Origin of the sequence: Prosthecobacter dejongeii (assembly GCF_014203045.1) — a bacterium.
Lineage (GTDB): Bacteria > Verrucomicrobiota > Verrucomicrobiia > Verrucomicrobiales > Verrucomicrobiaceae > Prosthecobacter > Prosthecobacter dejongeii.
This window is the reverse complement of the sequence record NZ_JACHIF010000003.1, coordinates 448052-465453: the sequence shown is the minus strand read 5'-3', so window position 1 is coordinate 465453 and position 17402 is coordinate 448052. Positions and strand designations below refer to the sequence as shown.

Here is a 17402-nt window from a genome sequence, read left to right as displayed (position 1 = left end):
CACCGATTTACCCTCCCCGAAAGGCCGACGAGCAATCGTCGGCCTTTTTTTGGATTGGTTGGATACGACGAGGATGAGGGGCGACTGGACTACCACTGTAGCGCTGTTACAGACTAGCTTCATACCTCGGTAAATTCATCTAAGACGCTTGCAAAATGCCCTAGAGAAAGCAACGTCATCGAAGAATGAGCACGCCATCAAGCATTCGTTACGAGATAGAAAACAAGACGAAAGAGCTGCGTCAGATTGATCTGGAATACCACATGCAATTGGCGGCTTCAAACTCGGGTGAAATCGCCGATTCGATGCGTCACCTGATCAAGTCTCAAGCTGCGCAAGCCTCAGAGATGCTTAGAGTCAATCAAAACCAATTGAGCACTTCAATCAAAATGGTTGAGATGATGGAAATGGAGAATGATGCTCTTGGTGATATTGCTGCGGGTCTGGATACTCTGAGCTACCATTTTTCCGAGGCCAACGAGACACTCGGCGAGATCTCCGAAAAGCTAAGCGAAATAGGCCAGACATTGACCCAAATGGGACAACTGATGTGGGAAAATCATCAGCAGTTACGCCTGATTGTGGATGCACTGCAACGTCCTTACGAGACAAAGTTGAAGGAGCTGCGACGTGAGGGTGAAAAATGGCTTCGGCAGGGCGCGAGGCGAGGTGGCGAGGACCGGATTGAGGACTGGAAGGATGCCATGCGGTTGTTTGAACTAGTCGTGGAAAATCCGATTGGGAAACAAGACTTCACGGCATGGTTTCATCTCGGTTTCTTAAAGTGGAAGCTGCAAAGCAACTATGTGGAGGCGGAAGCCGCTTTTGGCAGAGCCCAAAGGTTAAGTGCCGTGGACGCAGATGTGTCAAATACACGTCAGGTGGAGTGGCATATCATAAGCCTGCGTCATCAGGCTCTCATGCAGCAGGAGCAGAATAAGAATGAAGTCGCCTTGGCCACGATTCAGAAAGCTCTCCAGATCAAAAAGAATGATGCGTGGCTGACTTTTGAGGCTGCACGTTACGCGGCTGGGTGTGGACTGGCCAGTGATGCAGGCCAATTCCTTGAACAAGCGCTTGATCTGGAGCCGCTTGTCTATGTTCAGATGCTTGCAGACCCCCAACTTTGCTCTCTGTGAATACTGTCACTGATATCGCTGCCCGCCGCCTGGAGAAAGCAAACGTGCGCATGGTGGAGCTGCGTCGCTCCGCTGCTGCATGGAAAAAGACCTTGGAGCCGATCATCGGCTCGGTAGACCCCAAAGTCATTCCTAGTGGAGTTGAGCTTCTGAATGTTCTGCACGCCATAGTCACCGAAGAGGAGACAAAGGGTTACCTAGCGATAACGTTTTGGTCTAACAAGAAAGTTGAACAGCTTTCAATGGTGTTGGAAGCCTGCAAACAGCAGGTTGATGGTCATCGTCGATTTTTGCAATCTTCTGAGAATTCCGCCATGAACGAGTGGCCTCAAGAGATGCAGGCCATGGAAAAAGCCCTCGCAGCACTGAAAGTGGATACGCAAAAGCGCGCCGAAAAAAAATCCGATGAACTGCGGGAGGAGCACATCAAGAAGTTGTCCTCAGTGGACGCTACCCTTGGGATGGGATGTCTCGGTTTGTTAGCAGGAGGAGCTATTTTTATTGTCGTGGCTATCGTCGCTGTGATTTTCCAAGAAGCTGTAAAGGAATATGCAAAGACCCCCCTCTTGAAACAATTTGAAGAAGAAGTGAAGAGTAATGGTGTCATGGGTTTTATGAATTTTATCCCTACCATTTCAGACCAGTGGATGACGCCTGAATTTTGGTGGGTAATCGCAGGCGGCTTAGGTTATTACGGTTGGATAATTTTCCCAATCATATTCTTTGTCGTTGGCATATTGAACCACATCCGCCATATGATGAAAATTAATCGCATGGCGGAGCAAGTGGAAGCGCAGTCTAAAGCGGAGAACGCTGGTAAGTTGGAAAAGATGAAAGTCGAACTTACGGAGCTTCAAAAGAAGATTGCAGATCATTTGCCAACGAATCGACTGCATGCCGCCACCAAAAAACAGGTAGCAGAGTTATCGAACGCATTAACTGACATCGTGGGGCAACTGCTGACATACAGGCGAAAAACGGGCGAGTGATTTTGCAAAGGCCCGTGCTTTCGTTTTTGTATCATCAACGCGGCCGCCGCCCTATGAACGTTTTTTTCACCCGCCTGGCTCGCCTGGCCGTTTGCGGATGCCTGGGCCTCGCCGGCTGCGGGGGTGAAAGGCCGCCCGCCCTCCTCCAGGGCAGCACCATGGGCACCACCTGGAGCCTGCAAATCGCCGACTCGATCCCAGAAACCACAGCCCAAGAGATCGCCACTGTCATCCGCCAGGATTTACAGAAACTGGAAGCCGAACTCTCCCACTGGCAGGCAGATTCTGACCTCACTCGCTGGAATCAAAACCTGAGCACGGAGTGGAAAGAAGTTCCCGCTGCCTTAGCGGAAACGGTGGCCCTGGCTCAGCGCATTTCCCAGGAAACCGATGAGGCGCTGGATGTCACCCTCGCGCCCCTGGTTGCCCTCTGGGGATTCAACCAAAAGGAACGCCGCACTCAGCTCCCAACTGAGCCTGAGATCCAAGCCGCCCTGGCGCTGGTAGGCTGGGACAAACTGGAGGTAGAAACCCAGCCGCCCCGGCTAAAAAAACACCATCCGAGGGTGCAGATCAATGTGGCTGCCGTGACGGAAGGCTACGCCATGGACCTACTGAACCAAAAGCTCCAGGACCGGGGGCTGAAAAACTTCCTGCTCGAACTGGGAGGCGAAGTTTTAGCCCGAGGCAATGCGCCTGATGGCCACCCCTGGCGGGTCGGCGTACAGGCACCCGACGGGGACAAGGCCGAAAGCCTCGAAACTCTAGCGCTGAGGGAGACCTGCATCGCCACCAGTGGCAGTTACCGGCATCGGTTTGAAAAAGACGGCCGCACTTACAGCCATTTGCTGGATCCACGCACAGGGCGGCCCATTGAGCATCGGTTGGTCTCCGTTTCCGTCCTTCACCCGCAATGTGCGCTGGCGGATGGATATGCCACGGCCCTGATGGTCCTCGGGCCAGAAAAAGGCCGGCAAGTGGCGCAAAAGCTGGGGCTGAGGGTGATTTGGCTGGAGGAACCGTGAAGGAAATCCTTCTTCGCATTCGCAAGGGGCGAGTGCTAGTCGTATGCTCTTTACCCATGCCATTGATTGACTCTCTCGAATCCCGTCTCGGCCGTTTCGCCATTCCGGGCATCATCCAGGCGATTGCCGCCCTCCAGCTCTTTACCCTCATCATTTCTATCTTCATTGGAGATGAGTCACGCCCAGCGTATGAGCAGTTTCTTTTGCTGAAGCCGGACCTCATCCTGCAGGGGCAGGTGTGGCGGCTTTTCACCTACATTTTCATTCCGAGCCAGCAGCCTTTGTTTGCCGTGATTGGGGCCCTTTTCATGATGTGGCTAGGCCGTGGGCTGGATGAGGCCTGGGGGCCCTTCCGGGTGAATCTGTACGTCATCGGCGGCATGATTTCTCTGGCTACGGGAGCCCTCATTTTCGGCTATGAGGCAAATGCCATGTGGTTTTACTTCGCGGCACTTTTTGCCTTTGCTACCTTTTTCCCGAATGAGGAAATCCTGCTGTTTTTCATCCTGCCAGTGAAGATCAAATGGATCGCCATCTTTGCCGCCGCCACGCTGGGGCTGAATGCCGTAGGCTCCCCTGCCCTGCTTATTCCCATCTTCTTTGCACTTCTGAATTACGCCGTCGCCTTCGGCCCAGGTTTTATCAAAGGCCGCCTCCACTCTGCCAAGGTGGCGAGTCGCCGGAACGAATTTGCCCAGGCAGCCAACAGCGGGGCAGCGTTCTTCCACCAGTGCAAAGTGTGCGGAAAAACCGAGGTGGATGACCCCGCCCTGAACTTCCGTGTGACCGATGCCGGGGATGAAATTTGTTCTACGTGTCGAAAGTTAGGCTGATTGGCACGCCGCCACTTGCTAAGTGGTGGCAAGGTGTCACCTTTCCCACCCCACCTATGCGCTGTCCTAAATGCGGTAGCTCCCAAGATAAGGTCATTGACTCCCGCGAGGCACGCGAGGGCCATTCCATCCGCCGTCGGCGCGAGTGCATGAAGTGCAACTTCCGCTTCACCACCTATGAAATCGTGGAACGGGAAGAACTGCGGGTGGTGAAACGCAATGGGGCACGGCAGAGCTTTGACCGGGAAAAGCTCATGTCCGGCCTGCGCAAAGCCTGCGAAAAACGCCCCGTGAAGATGGAGCAACTGGAACAGCTCGTGGACGATATTGCCAATGAGCTGGAGGAAGAAGGCTATCGCGAAATCCCCTCCACCGTCATCGGAGCCAAAGTCATGCGCCGCCTGGAGGCCATTGATCATGTGGCCTATGTCCGTTACGCCTCCGTCTATCGCCAGTTTGAGGACGTGGGTGAGTTCATTGATGAGATCAAGTCCCTGGATAGCCGACGCGTGCGAGACAGCAGCCAGGAAGAGCTGTTTCATTGATGAAAACCTGCCGCCGTGATGCCTCTGGCTATCATTTGGCCCCTTTCCTTTCATGTCTGAAAAAACCATCTTTCAAAAGATCGTGGATCGCGAGATCCCAGCACCTCTGGTTTACGAGGATGAGCTCGTGGCTGCATTCAATGACATCGCCCCCCAGGCACCCATCCATGTCTTGATCGTGCCCAAAAAAGTCATCCCCCGCGTGGGTGAGGCGGTAGCAGAAGACCAGGCCACCCTGGGCGCGCTGTTGCTCGCCGCCGGGAAAATCGCCGATAAACTGGGCATCAAGGATCGCAGCCAAGGCTTCCGCCTGGTCATCAATCATGGCAAAGACGCGGGTGAAACCGTGCCCCACCTGCACGTTCACCTGCTGGCAGGTCGGGATCTCGCCTGGCCTCCGGGTTAAAAGGGGGAGAAAAAGTTGGGCCATAGGCGCAACTTTCACCCCCATCCGTAGTTTTAGTCTCAGAGATGAACATGGAACCGCTCACCCCCAACGACCCCCTTTGGAAAGTGCTTGGCCAGGCCAAGCCGGTCGAGCCACGTCCAAATTTCACTCAAAACGTTGTCCGTCTCGCCCGTCAAACCCCGCAAGAGCGTGGATGGCTGGCGCAGATGCAGGCCTGGTGGCAGGAAAAGGAAGGTGCGAGCATCGGCCTCACCTGGGCCGCTGTGGCTGCCGTGGTTTTGCTGACGACAACCCTGGTGTATCAACCCACAGCCTCTTCACCCCAGGTAGCGCAGACGGCCGCGCCTACCGCTGAAGCGACCGCTGTTGAAAATGACTTTCCCCTTGTGCCTGAATTTGAGACTGAGTGGAAAAATCTGGAACAAGTCGGGGATCTCCTCGCCGTGCATGACACATCTCTCCTGACCGATTCGGAGATCAATGTGCTGCTCTACTGAGGCTCCGCAGGGTAGCCGATTGAGCCATTAGGATTCGCATACCAGAAGCCAGCACATTTGGCTGCATAGAATCCTGCAATGCGGCACAGAGCATGCCCGTAGAGATGAGATGCCCGAAGCTCCCACGAAGGTCCGTCACTCCATCCTGGCAGCGACGACGCTTGCTGCTTTTTTGATGTATCTGGACCGGGTCTGCCTGGCCTGGATCGTGGGTTCAGAGTCTTTCAAGGAAAGCCTGCACGTCACCCGTGACGAGATGGACTGGGTCAAAGGGGCATTCTTCTGGGCCTATGCCCTGGCTCAAGTGCCGGCGGGTTGGCTGAGCGACCGCTTTGGCGGTCGTGTGCTGATGACGGTGTACATCGCCAGTTGGTCGCTCTTCACCCTGGCCACCAGTTTCTCGGTGGGTTTTGTCACCCTTTTCATCGCGCGGCTGGGATGTGGGTTAGCAGAGGCTGGGGCCTACCCCGCCAGCAGCAGCTTCATGACCAAATGGGCGCAGGTGGAGTCCCGTGGCCTCGCCAGCAGCATCATCTCCATGGGTGGGCGCATCGGCGGTGCTCTGGCACCTTGGCTGACCGCCACTGTCATTTTGAGTCTGGGTGACTGGCGCTGGGCAGGTTGGCTGTATGGTGCCTTTGGCATCGTCGTAGCCGGGGTCTTTTGGACGGTTTACCGCGAGCACCCCAAACTCCACCCCGCCTGCAATGCTAGCGAGGTAGCCCTGCTGGCGGAAGGGCGTGGCGACTTCTCCCCCACCAAAGCACCGCCACGCCGCTTTCCCTGGGTGCCCGTGCTGCAAAGTGGCAACTTGTGGCTGATGAATGGCTACCAGTTTCTCACCAATATTGGTTGGGCCTTCCTCATTCTCTCCCTGCCCGACTACCTGACCAAGGCCGTGGGGCTCAGCGAAAAAGAGACGGGGACCATCTCCACTCTGGCCCTGACCATCGGCATTGCCTCGCTGCCGCTGGGAGGCATGCTCACGGACTACTGCACGCGCAAGCTGGGCTGCCGCTGGGGACGCCGCCTACCACTGGCGACCACGCGCTTTCTCGCAGCGGGATCTTACCTCATCGCTTTGACCCTGGACTCCCCCATTCCTCTCGCCATCGCCTTCGGGGCTGTGGCTTTTTTTGCCGATCTAGCCCTGCCTGCCGCCTGGGCCTGCATGCAGGACATCAGTGGTCGGCATCAGGCGCAGCTCTTTGGCTGGTCCAACATGTGGGGGAACTTTGGTGCTGCCATCCAGCCGAAACTTTTCGCCTTTGTCCTGCTGACCTTTGATGACAACCATGACTACCAGGAAGGCATCCTTCTCTGCGCCGTGGCCTTCGTACTCGCCGGCGTCTTGGCTTTAGGAATCAATGCCCAAAAGCAGGTGGTGGAAGAGACCAATCTGGAGGCGACCGTGAATGCCTGAGAAATGCGGGCGCACGCATACAAGGAAGTTCGAGGGGGAATAATCGCGCTTGCAGGCAGCCATGGAGCGCGGCCAAAATAGGCCTTAATCATGATGACGAAGATTTTTCTCACCCTGCTGATGCTCGGCACTTTAATGGCGCGGGGACAGACGCCTGAAGAGATTGAAAAGGACTATGAAACCAAAGCCTCTAAGGCCACGGAGAAACTCCAAGCGACACTCCAGCGGGAAGGCACAGCCATCGCCGCGAACTTAGTTTCCAAAGGCGATACCGCAGGTGCGGCCACCGTCTCAGAACAATTAAGTGCTAAACTCGATGGGACCAAAATTCCTTCGGCTCACCCGGCGATTACCCATCTTCTAGGGCAGTATGATGCGGCTCGAGCCAACGCCCTGAAGCCGATCCAAGACAGCACCCTTCAACGGTTAGACGCGCTGCTGAAATCGCCCACGGGCAAGGACATGCAGGCCGTTTTAAAGATCGCTAAAATTCGTGAAAAAGTGACCTTGGGCAGCGTGTCCTCGGCCGCTGCTGAAGCCAGTCCCCAGGCAAAGTCGTCGAAGGTCGAAGAGTTCTTTGTGGAAAAATCTTGGTACAGCGCAGTGGGCACGGAATACCATTTCACCAAAGACCAAAAGGGCTTTCGCAAGCACGGCGCGACGAAGACGCCTCTGAAATGGAAAGTCCGCGCGGGCGACATCGTGGAAGCTGAAGGGCAAATGTTCCCAGACTCCCCACCGGTCCTGTTTTATTTTAAATTCACCAATGACAAAGAGGCCACCTTTGGGCGAGGAAGCGTGAACGCTTTGGGAGATCCGCTCACGGCCGAAAAGCCGTGATGCCCTCCTACTTCACCCGCAGCCAAGCGCGCCAGTGAGGCAGCAGCCAGAGGACGATGAACAAGATCCACAGGGTGCCCACACAGCAAGCGAGGCCCAAGCTGGAGATACCACGATTCCCAGCAAAGAAGAGGCTGGCAAAACCGATGACGGTGGTCATGCCTGAAAAGAACACGGCTTTGCCCGTGGTGGCCTGCACATAACGGATGTCATTGCCCGTGCGTTTCAGGGCCAGCAAGATGTGGATGCCATAGTCAATGCCGGTGCCTAACAGCAAGGGTATCGCGGCCAAACTGGCCAGATTCCACCCCAGGCCTAACAAACTCATGGTCGCTGCCAGGCCGCCTAAACCCCCTGCGAGGAGGAGGACGGAAAGCAGCAGATCTTTAGCGCCGCGGAAAGTGATCAAAAGGGTGATGCTGATGATGCCGATGATGGGAAGTAGCTGCTGATTGAGGTCATGCTGGACGATGGAGGAGAGGGCTCCACCCAGTGTTTCCCACCCCGCCACCCAGGCCCCGGTATCCGGTGTGAGCAGCTTTTGCACGGCGGCCAGTTTCGCCCGGTCCGGAAGGCCTGGTTTACCCGCGAGGCTGATGGAGGCCAGGGCCACACCTTCGCCCGCTTTCATGTCCGCTTTAGCAGCGCGTGCGCCCGTCGCCAAGAGGCGGCCTAGCACGGGTGCGGCGGCGGAGGTAGCTTCATCCTGAGGCCAGGGGCCGTCAAGAGCTGGCTTCCAGACACCACAGACACCTCGCAGCAGAGCTACTGCCGCCTCGGCAAACCCGGCTGCGTCCACGGCCTTTTCCAGACGCGGTTGCTCAGCCAACAGCCATTGAATGAATTCGCGATTCGCCGTCTGGGCTGCAGGATCGCTGATGAGCAAGGTGGGCAAAGCCTGACGGATAAGCGTGCCGTCTTTGACCGCTGCATCGAGCTTCACCGAGAGTGCCTGGGCGCGAGCGCGGAGGTCCCCCTCTGGCCCTGTGATGAGGATGGGCAGGCTGGCTTCGTTTTGCTGGCCGAGGCGGTCCTGCATCCACTGCAAAGTGTCCATAGACTCGCTATTGGTTGGGCGCAGAGACTCCGCTCCCGTCATGAACTTGGGCAGACCGTAGGTGGCAAACACCCACGCCATGCCACCTAACAAAAAGAGCGTTGCCAAGATCGCCAAACCCGGGCGAGCTGGTGGCCCGGTGATTTCCACCACTGAATTCGGCGGTTGTTTACCTGCTGTGAAACGAGGCGCAAAGGCCAGCATCACACACAACCCCACAAGGACACCTAAAGCCACCAGCAGGCCCAATTCAGCCAAGCCTGGCAGACCACTGAACAGTAGAGAAAGAAACACCGTGGCCGTGGTGCAAGCCCCGGCGATGATCCCGGGTGCGGCCAAACGACGCAGCCCTTTGGCATCCAAGTGCGGGTGCTGCCTAGCTTCCTGAATGATGAGCACGGCGTAATCCACGATGATACCCAGGACGATGGCGGCAAAGCCCAGGCTCATGATGGAAAGTTTTCCCACCAGCAAGCCCCCCGCGCCCATGGTGAGCACCATGCTGAGCATGAGGAGGCCCTGGATCCAGAGCAGCGGCTTCAAGCGCCGAAACATGACCCAGAAAAGCAGCGCAATGAGAACCTCTGTGATGCCAATGGTGCTGGACATGTCCTTTTCAATTCCCGCGCCGATCTCGGCCTGGAAGGCTGGCTCACCTGTGTAGCGCAGCGTCAGTTTTTGGTCACCGCGCCAGTCGGCCACCTCGGCTTTGATCTGCTGGAGCCACGCCTCAGCGGATTTGTAATTGCCCACACTCGTGGCAGGGGTCACTAGCAGCAGGCGGAACATGCCATCTTCGGAAACGAGGCCGAACATGGAACCTTCCAGCGCACTCATGGCAGAGGCGTCTAGACTATCCAGCAGGCCCAGCGGATCATACGAGGCGCGCTGCACCTTTTCGGCATCCAGGGAATTGGCCACCGTTTGTAGAGACTGCTGGATTTTCACCTGGGCCCCTTCCCCCTCCAACCGGGCGCGCACAGCCCGCAATTGAGCGGGGTCTGCGTTTTGCAGAGACCAAGCCATCAAGGCCGCCCCAGACTGAGCCTGCTGCTCCATGGGCTGGGCCCAGCGCACCTCCTTCACCAAATCCGTGCGCTTTTGCAGGCGCTCGGCCAGGGTCGTCATGGCGGTCTCCGCCGCCGCTTCATCTTCAGCCTCCAGGGCAATGAGCAAATCACTGCCGCCAGCAAAGCCGTCCCGCAGCAGTTTCAGCGCGCGCACTTCAGGGACCTCACCCGGCAGCGTGGCGAGGATATCCGTCTCCAGTTTTAGCCGCACTAGCCCGCCGATGAAAAGCGGCAGGATCAAAAGGGCAATGAACCAAGGTTTGGAAAAAAGCGCGCGCATGGGGAGGGCTGCTATCAAAGGACCAGCCGTGGCCTCTGGAAAGGAGGTTTTTCACAGAATGCAGAGCAAGAGCCCCTTCCCCGACCCCGTTTCGATGGCATGATTCGTCCACTTTTTGCCGCCATTCTGGCGCTGGCCATGACTCTTTCTCTGCCTGCTGCGGAATTGACCCCTCAATCCTTCGAGGGAGAGGTCACCCTGAAAGTCGGTTATAAGTATCTGCTGTCCCTCCCGGAAGGCTATGCGGCCGCTGCCGATAAGAAGTGGCCCCTCCTCGTCTTCCTGCACGGCGCAGGGGAGCGCGGGGATAATCTGGAACTGCTGAAAAAACACGGCCCGCCGAAACTCATCGCGGCGGGGAAAAAGTTCGAAGCCATCGTGGTCTGCCCACAGGTCCCCACGGGAAACGTCTGGAATGAACAGGGCGTGAAAGCGCTGACGGATGAGATCATCCGCACTCACCGGGTGGACACCTCCCGACTTTACCTCACTGGCATCAGCATGGGGGGTTTTGGCACCTGGGATACCGCGCTGGCCTACCCAGACACGTATGCCGCCATCGCCCCGATTTGCGGCGGCGCTGGCATCGGCTTCCTCCTGGCAGATCGCCTCAAAACCCAGCCCTGCTGGATCTTCCATGGCGATCAAGACAAGGCCGTGCCGGTAGAATACTCTCTGCAGATGCATAAGGCCCTGCAAAAGGTGGGCAGCCCGGCCAAACTCACCCTTTACCCAGGAGTCGCTCACGATTCCTGGACACAGACCTACGACAATGAGGAATTTTGGACTTGGCTCTTCGCTCAGAAGAAGCCCTGAGCCCATGACACCTCACCTGACGATGACGCGCGACTCTGGCCGCACCAGAGTCGGCAAGCGAATGGCATCCCAATTCGCCAAGCGCACGCAGCCCGCGCTCTGACTGCGACCGATCGTGCGAGGGCTGGCGGTGCCGTGCAGGCCGATGCCCGACTTGCTCAATCCACACCAAATAATGCCCACGGGGCTGTTCGGTCCGGGGGGCAGTTGATAAGCCTCTTTGCCACGCACACCGGCTTCGAGGAATTGTTTGTCATAACGGAAGCTCGGGGTGGTCATCATCGTCTTCACACTCCAGGTGCCCACGGGGATGAATTCCGGTTTCCCCGGGGTGATGGGAAAGGCGGCCAGGAGCTTTTCATCGCTGGTATAGACAGCAGCCATGCGCTCCGTAGTATCCACTACGATGGTGTGTGTGCTGAGTGCGGGGTCTTTGGCAAAGCTCTGCACAGGCTTCACGTCCTCAATGCGGAAAGAGCGCACATTGGGCACCACCACCACGTCTCCAGGTTGCAACTGGGCCATGTTCAGCTCCGGATTGCACTTGGCTAAAAAACCTTCGTCGGTGTGAAAGCGCTCTGCCACCAACTCGGCATAACTGCGGTAGGCCATGTAGTCGTACTTCACCTGGTCCTCTGGTTTTTCGGGCAACTTGGGGTTCACAAACTTGGCCAGATCACTGCGGATCTTAAAGGCGGCAAAAACCACCGGCACCTCTTTGGCAGCGGCTTTGAGAGCAGGTGTCCAGTCATAAAGATCCCTGTTACCACTGGCAAAGTTGTAATTCACCACGGCTTTGTAAGTGAACTCCCCCACGGCTCCATCCAGCTTGCCAGGGCCAAAGAGGTGCTTGTCCAAAAAGATCTGCAATTGCAAAATCGTGTTTTGGTCCTTCGGCACCTGAGCATCCGCTGCACGATCAGCACCTTCCTGAGCCTGAAGCATGGCCGAGCCACAGCCCAGCAAGAATAAAACAATCCAACGCATGCGCCTGACCATGACGCGAAAATCCAGCTTGGCGAGGAGAGGTTGCAGGGGAAAAATAACGCCTTCGCTGGGGACCGCCTGGAAACACACTTGAGCGAAAAAACCCATTGGCAGGGACTTGTGACCATGTAGGTAAGCGTTTCTCGATCTCCGCCATGCTTTTCCCTCTCGATGCTCTCCTCGCCTTTGCCCTGCCCTCCACGGCGGAATTGATGGATGCCTTCCCGATCATCATCTCCCTGATCATCATCGAAGGTCTGCTGAGTGTGGACAATGCCCTGGCCATCGCTGCCATGGCGAATCACCTGCCGGAGAAGCAGAAGTTCTTGGCCCTCAAGTTTGGTATCATCGGGGCCTATCTTTTCCGTGGGATCTGCCTGGCTTTTGCCGCCTACATCATTGCCAATCCTTGGCTAAAAATCTGTGGGGCCGCTTACCTCGTGTATCTCATGAGTGAGCACTTCACGGGCGGTGGGGATGAAGACAATGATGGGAAACCGGACAGTGCGAATCAGCGCGGCTTTTGGCCTACGGTGATCGGCATCGAAATCATGGACCTCAGCCTGAGCGTGGATAATGTGGTGGCTGCCGTGGCGATGAGCCCGAAACTCTGGGTGGTCTGCACGGGCGTCTTCATTGGCATCCTGGCCTTGCGCTTCGTCGCCGGGGCCTGCATCCGACTGCTGGAAAAATTTCCCATCTTGGCAGACACCGCGTTTGTCCTCATCGGTTACGTGGGCGGCATCCTGGTTTACGAATTGCTCAGTGATCCGGCCAGTGGCTTTCAGGTCTTTCCAGGCCCGGTGCATGTCGGCCCAGAGCGCAAGTTTATCGGCATCGTCCTCATCCTGGGCATCTCCATTTTGTATGCGAAGGTGCCTGGAGTTCAGGTGGCGTTAAAGCCCCTCTTCAAAGCCTTGCTGGTGCCGATGAAAATCGTCGCGATGACCGTGGGCTTGGCGCTGAAAATCATTCTGCTGCCGTTCACGCTCATCATCAAACTCTTCAAGTCCAAGGAAGTCACGCCGACCCCTCCGCCGAGCCTGTGATACCCCCTGGCGCGGCTACTCCCGCGTGATGGTTTCATCCAGATTAAGGAGCACACGAGAGATTTCTTGGGGGCTCAGTAGGCTGAGAGTGGCACGCTCTTCTGCCGTGGGCAGACGGGCGGTGCAGCGCTGAAACGCCGCCTCCAACCCGTCTTTCTTGACGATCTTTTCCAACGCCTGGGCGAACTCCACAAAAGCGGTGTCGTTGAGCAGGGTCAGGGCCTGAAGGGGGGTGTTGCTACGCAGACGGCGCGTGCAAGTACTGAAGCCATCTGGCGCATCAAAAACACTCAGCCCTGGAGGAGGTGTGGCGCGAAAGATGAAGGTGTAGAGGCCACGACGATAACGGTCTGCACCTTTGCTCAAAGGCCAGCTTCTTTTCACCTGACCGAGGCTGAGCACGCCCTCTGGAATAGGTGGGTAAACAGGCGGGCCACCCAGCTTCGGCACCAGCAGGCCACTGGAGGTAAGGCAGACATCGCGCACGATCTCGGCATCCAGGCGCAAGCGGTTCTGACGCCCGAGCCACATATTGTTAGGATCTCGCGTGACGGCCTGCGGATTCTGAGAGGCCACGCTGCTCTGCCGATACGTCTGACTGGTGACGATGAGGCGGTGCATGTGCTTGAGGCTCCAGCCGTTTTCCATGAATTCCACAGCGAGCCAATCCAGCAATTCAGGATGGGTAGGCAGGCTGCCCATGGTGCCAAAGTCATTTTCAGTGTCCACCAAACCCCGGCCAAAGTACTGCTGCCAGAGGCGATTCACGATGACCCGCGCGGTGAGGGGATTGTCCCGACTGACCAGCCATTTGGCTAGGTCTAACCGGGTGGGGTTGGCCACCGTCAGATCATGCAAAACGGCGGGCACAGCGGGCTTTTGCTCAGCAGCCGGGCGGGTAAAATCGCCTTTGATAAAAAGCGTGGTTTTGCGTGGCTGAGGCAGCTCCTTCATGACCAAGGTGGTCAGGCCTCGCTCCAGCAGGCCGGTGATCTCCATGTAGCGCTCATTGAAAGCACGAAACTCCTGGTCTGCCACCCCCGGACCACTGGCGAAGAGCAGCCGCTGCTGCGTGAGGCTACGCTGAGCGGCGGGCCGCTTCAGCGCGGCTTGCCGATCTTTGGGCAGTTGTGCACGGCTAGCTGGAGAAAGCTCTGCCTCCCACTGCGTGAAGTCTTTTTGATGACGAGCGATGTAGGCGGTGATCTTTTCTTGAAGCGCTTTTTGTTCGGCCTGAAGTGCGGCTTTATCCAGATGCGGGTCTGGCAGGTTGAGAGTGGGTTCGTCCTGGTTATTGAGGAAGGCGAAGAACTGGAAGTATTCCTCATGGCTGATGGCATCGAACTTATGATCATGGCACTGGGCGCAGCCGATGGTGAGGCCTAACCAAACAGTGCCGGTGGTGGCCACACGATCAAAGACGGACTCGATGCGGAATTGCTCCTTATCAATGCCGCCCTCTTGGTTGATCTGGGTATTGCGATGAAAACCCGTGGCCACGAGCTGGGCCAGGGTGGGCTGGGGCAACATATCGCCGGCGAGTTGTTCGATGCTGAAACGATCAAACGGCATGTCGGCATTCAGCGCCTGGATCACCCAGTCGCGGTAGGGCCAGATGCTGCGCGGGGCATCTATGCTGTAGCCGTGGCTGTCCGCATACCGGGCTTGGTCCAGCCACCAGCGGCCCCAGCGCTCCCCGTAGTGCGGGCTTTCGAGCAATTGGCTGACTTCCTTTTCATAAGCTTTTGGAGACGTCTGTGCAGCCTGCACAAATGCTGTCACCTGGGCCGGGGATGGGGGAAGGCCGGTGAGATCCAAATACAAACGGCGGAGCTGGGTCTCCATCACCGCAGGTGGGGCCAAAGACAGGCCTTCCTGAGTCAAGCGTGCCTGGATAAAATGATCCACCGGATTCAGCTTCTGTGCTGCTGCTGGGATCCCCGCTTTCTTTGGGGCGATGTAGGCCCAATGCCGGTCATCGCTGAGCGGCTCATTGGCGGGAGCCTGGGCACCTTCGGCGATCCACTGCTGGATGAGCGCGATCTGAGGGGTATCCAGAGGACCGCGCTTGTAAGGCATCTGAGCGATTTCGCCATGGGTGCCCGCGATGACTTGATACAGCAGACTTTCTTGGGCTTTTCCTGGCAGCACGGCGGCCCCTCGCCCTCCCCCTTGAAGGGCAGCGGCAGCGGTATCTAGGCGTAGCTTCGCTTTTTGAGTGGTGGCACCGTGGCATTTCACGCAATGCGTCTGCAGCAGCGGCTTGATCTGGGCCATGTAATCCACCGCCCCGGAAAGGGGAGCTTCCAGGGCCAGAAAAACGAGGAGGGGCACGCGCATCATCAGAAAGCTATTTCGTCGGCATCAGGCTCTGGCTTTCACCGGCCTGAAAACAAAAAACCGCACCCAGGTGAGTGGGTGCGGCTGGGAAATGAAAGCGGCGGGTTGGGGCGTCGCTTTCAAAGGATCATGCGTCCTTCTTCTTTTTCTTTGGAGCTGCGGTGAACTCTTCCTTGCTCAGTTTGCCATCTTTGTCCTTGTCCTTGCCAGTGAAGGCTTTTTCGGCCTTGGCGGCGTCTTTTTTGGCCTGTGGGGAAGCGGCCCACTCTTCTTTGGTGATGGAGCCGTCGCTGTTTGCGTCCAGCTTGGCGAAGGCCTTTTCAGGGTCCATTTTGGCTTTCTTCGGAGCGTCGCCTTCAGCGGCGTTCAGAGTGAAGCTAGCAAGGGCCAGTACGGAGAGGATCGTGGTGATCGCTTTCATGATTGTTCTTTAGTTCTGTTTGGTTTTAGCAGAGGGGGTTGAGATCAACTGACCCATCCGCGCCATTAAACGCGGGGGCTCTCACACAGTTTCAGCTATTTTTTCTAGAACGCTGTTTTTTCGTTTCAGAGCAGCCGGGCCCCAGCCTCCGCCAGCGGGCTGCGCTCGCCCTTCGCCAACGGAACATGGGCGGCAAAAGACTGCCCACGCATGCGCTGGCGAGTGTAAACGAGGCCGTTTGAGCGGCTATCCACGTACGGATTGTCAATCTGCGCGGGATCTCCCACGAGGACGAGTTTGGAACCACGGGACATGCGAGTCACGACGGTTTTGGCCTCTAAAGGGGTGAGTTGCTGTGCTTCATCCAAGATGAAGAAACGATCTGGAATGCTGCGGCCACGGATGTAGCAGAGAGCTTCGATCTCGATGACCCCCTGCTGGATGAGACCATCATAGGGCGCGGCCCCTTCTGGCTGGGCAGGAGTGCGGTCGGGGAGGAAGCGATTCTTTTTCCGCTGGGGTCCTTGATTGCTATCCACCGGGCGCATCAACAGATCCAGCGCATCATAAACGGGCTGCAGCCAGGGGCGCATTTTTTCCTGGAGTGATCCGGGTAAGAAACCCACGGTCTGCCCCATGGCCACGATAGGGCGGCTGACGGTGAGACCATTGTAGGTGCGGCCAAAGACCTGCGAAAGACCGGCCGCCACGGCGAGCAGCGTTTTACCCGTGCCCGCCTGGCCGTAGCAGGTCACGAGGCTGATTTCTGGATCCAGCAGCGCATCCAGCAGACAGGCTTGGCCCAGATTCATGGGCTTCACATTGCGGCCTTGCCCCACCTTGATGGATTCAGGCGTGTGGAGCAGCCGCACGAGATCGCCGTGGGCATTTAACTTCGCGGGCATGGAGGTTTTCTCCCCGGCCATGAGCAGGACGTAATCGTTGACCACCGCATCGCCTAACCGATTGGCCGAAATGGAAAGTTTGCCACTGCTGGCGAAACGCTGGATTTCATGGGCACTGACCTCTAGGCGCGCGATTTCAAAATTGGAGACCTCTCGGGGTTCCACCTTGTCATGCAGGTAGTCTTCGCACTCGATGCCGACCGCGCGGGCTTTGAGCTGCATGTTTAGATCCTTGCTCACCAAGATGACGGGTGGGCTGATCTGCTCGCGCAACCATAGGGCGCAGGCCAGGATGCGGTGATCCACCTTGTCAATGTTTGGAAAGATGCGCTCAAACTCGCGCACGCTGGCCACTTGCTTGGCCGCTTCTGGATCATAAATGAGGACGCGGATGTTTCCTCCGCCTGCTGTTTTAACCCCATCGGTGACGGAGGCATCGGGCGCGGAAAAGGTCTTCATTAATGCCCGGTGCACCTCGCGCGCATTGGCCCCCCGCTCCGTCATTTCATTTTTAAAGCGGTCTAGCTCACTGAGGACATCCACGGGAATGCAGACGTGATGCTCAGCAAAGCGGTGGATACAGGCAGGGTCATGAAGGAGGACATTGGTGTCCAGAATGAAGGTCTTGGTGCCGACAGGACTGGCTGAGTGGCGGTGACTGGCCGCTGATTTGCGTTTGCGTGGAGAGGGAGATCGAAGGACGTGCTGACTGGAGCCAAGATTGACGTTATCAATGAAGGTTGGGGCTACGTTGGCAGGATGGTCGTCGCGGTCCAT

At 57.2% G+C, this 17402-nt stretch carries 16 protein-coding genes; 11 read left to right on the top strand and 5 right to left on the bottom strand.

The genetic code is table 11. The features are described 5' to 3' along the window. The first annotated feature begins 185 nt into the window (after positions 1-185). From HNQ64_RS09820 to HNQ64_RS09780, 9 genes are all read left to right on the top strand, one after another. The gene (locus HNQ64_RS09820) at positions 186-1139 is read left to right on the top strand and encodes a methyl-accepting chemotaxis protein (RefSeq protein WP_184207980.1); all 954 of its coding nucleotides are present in this window, start codon (positions 186-188) and stop codon (positions 1137-1139) included. Then, a complete protein-coding gene (locus tag HNQ64_RS09815) occupies positions 1136-2128 on the top strand; it encodes a hypothetical protein (RefSeq protein WP_184207978.1) in 993 nt (330 codons plus the stop codon). Before HNQ64_RS09820 ends, HNQ64_RS09815 begins: the two co-directional genes overlap by 4 nt. A gap of 53 nt (positions 2129-2181) precedes the next feature. Next, positions 2182-3153: an FAD:protein FMN transferase gene (locus HNQ64_RS09810; protein WP_184207975.1), complete on the top strand. Its 972-nt coding sequence runs from the start codon at positions 2182-2184 to the stop codon at positions 3151-3153. Between the two features lie 56 nt (positions 3154-3209). Further along, positions 3210-3986: a hypothetical protein gene (locus HNQ64_RS09805; protein ID WP_221305402.1), complete on the top strand. Its 777-nt coding sequence runs from the start codon at positions 3210-3212 to the stop codon at positions 3984-3986. Between the two features lie 56 nt (positions 3987-4042). After that, positions 4043-4531 (top strand): transcriptional regulator NrdR, encoded by a 489-nt coding sequence (nrdR, locus tag HNQ64_RS09800; protein ID WP_184207971.1) that lies wholly within the window; start codon positions 4043-4045, stop codon positions 4529-4531. 52 nt (positions 4532-4583) lie between these two features. Then, positions 4584-4937 (top strand): HIT domain-containing protein, encoded by a 354-nt coding sequence (locus tag HNQ64_RS09795; RefSeq protein ID WP_184207969.1) that lies wholly within the window; start codon positions 4584-4586, stop codon positions 4935-4937. A gap of 71 nt (positions 4938-5008) precedes the next feature. Then, a complete protein-coding gene (locus tag HNQ64_RS09790; RefSeq protein ID WP_184207967.1) occupies positions 5009-5437 on the top strand; it encodes a hypothetical protein in 429 nt (142 codons plus the stop codon). A gap of 109 nt (positions 5438-5546) precedes the next feature. After that, entirely contained in the window at positions 5547-6860 is a 1314-nt protein-coding gene (locus HNQ64_RS09785) for an MFS transporter (RefSeq protein WP_184207965.1), read from the top strand. A gap of 90 nt (positions 6861-6950) precedes the next feature. Further along, positions 6951-7700 carry a hypothetical protein gene (locus HNQ64_RS09780; RefSeq protein WP_184207963.1) on the top strand — a complete coding sequence of 250 codons (750 nt, stop codon included), beginning with the start codon at positions 6951-6953 and terminating at the stop codon, positions 7698-7700. A 7-nt stretch (positions 7701-7707) separates the two neighbouring features. On the opposite strand, the gene HNQ64_RS09775 is transcribed toward HNQ64_RS09780, so the two are convergent. Beyond that, positions 7708-10107, bottom strand: a complete 2400-nt coding sequence (locus HNQ64_RS09775; RefSeq protein ID WP_184207960.1) for an MMPL family transporter — start codon at positions 10105-10107, stop codon at positions 7708-7710. Between the two features lie 99 nt (positions 10108-10206). Between HNQ64_RS09775 and HNQ64_RS09770 the strand changes: the two genes are divergently transcribed. Then, a complete protein-coding gene (locus HNQ64_RS09770; protein WP_184207958.1) occupies positions 10207-10923 on the top strand; it encodes a carboxylesterase family protein in 717 nt (238 codons plus the stop codon). 12 nt (positions 10924-10935) lie between these two features. On the opposite strand, the gene HNQ64_RS09765 is transcribed toward HNQ64_RS09770, so the two are convergent. Next, positions 10936-11910 (bottom strand): L,D-transpeptidase, encoded by a 975-nt coding sequence (locus tag HNQ64_RS09765; RefSeq protein ID WP_184207956.1) that lies wholly within the window; start codon positions 11908-11910, stop codon positions 10936-10938. Between the two features lie 155 nt (positions 11911-12065). Here HNQ64_RS09765 and HNQ64_RS09760 point away from each other — a divergent pair, with 155 nt between their 5' ends. Further along, positions 12066-12959: a TerC family protein gene (locus tag HNQ64_RS09760; protein WP_184207954.1), complete on the top strand. Its 894-nt coding sequence runs from the start codon at positions 12066-12068 to the stop codon at positions 12957-12959. Between the two features lie 15 nt (positions 12960-12974). Here HNQ64_RS09760 and HNQ64_RS09755 read toward each other — a convergent pair whose 3' ends face one another. The 3 genes from HNQ64_RS09755 to HNQ64_RS09745 all read right to left on the bottom strand — a co-directional run bounded on the left by HNQ64_RS09755 (position 12975) and on the right by HNQ64_RS09745 (position 17402). After that, complete coding sequence (locus HNQ64_RS09755; RefSeq protein WP_184207952.1) at positions 12975-15302, bottom strand: PSD1 and planctomycete cytochrome C domain-containing protein; 2328 nt, start codon at positions 15300-15302, stop codon at positions 12975-12977. 124 nt (positions 15303-15426) lie between these two features. Next, complete coding sequence (locus HNQ64_RS09750; protein ID WP_184207950.1) at positions 15427-15720, bottom strand: EF-hand domain-containing protein; 294 nt, start codon at positions 15718-15720, stop codon at positions 15427-15429. 125 nt (positions 15721-15845) lie between these two features. Next, positions 15846-17402 carry a PhoH family protein gene (locus HNQ64_RS09745; RefSeq protein WP_184207948.1) on the bottom strand — a complete coding sequence of 519 codons (1557 nt, stop codon included), beginning with the start codon at positions 17400-17402 and terminating at the stop codon, positions 15846-15848.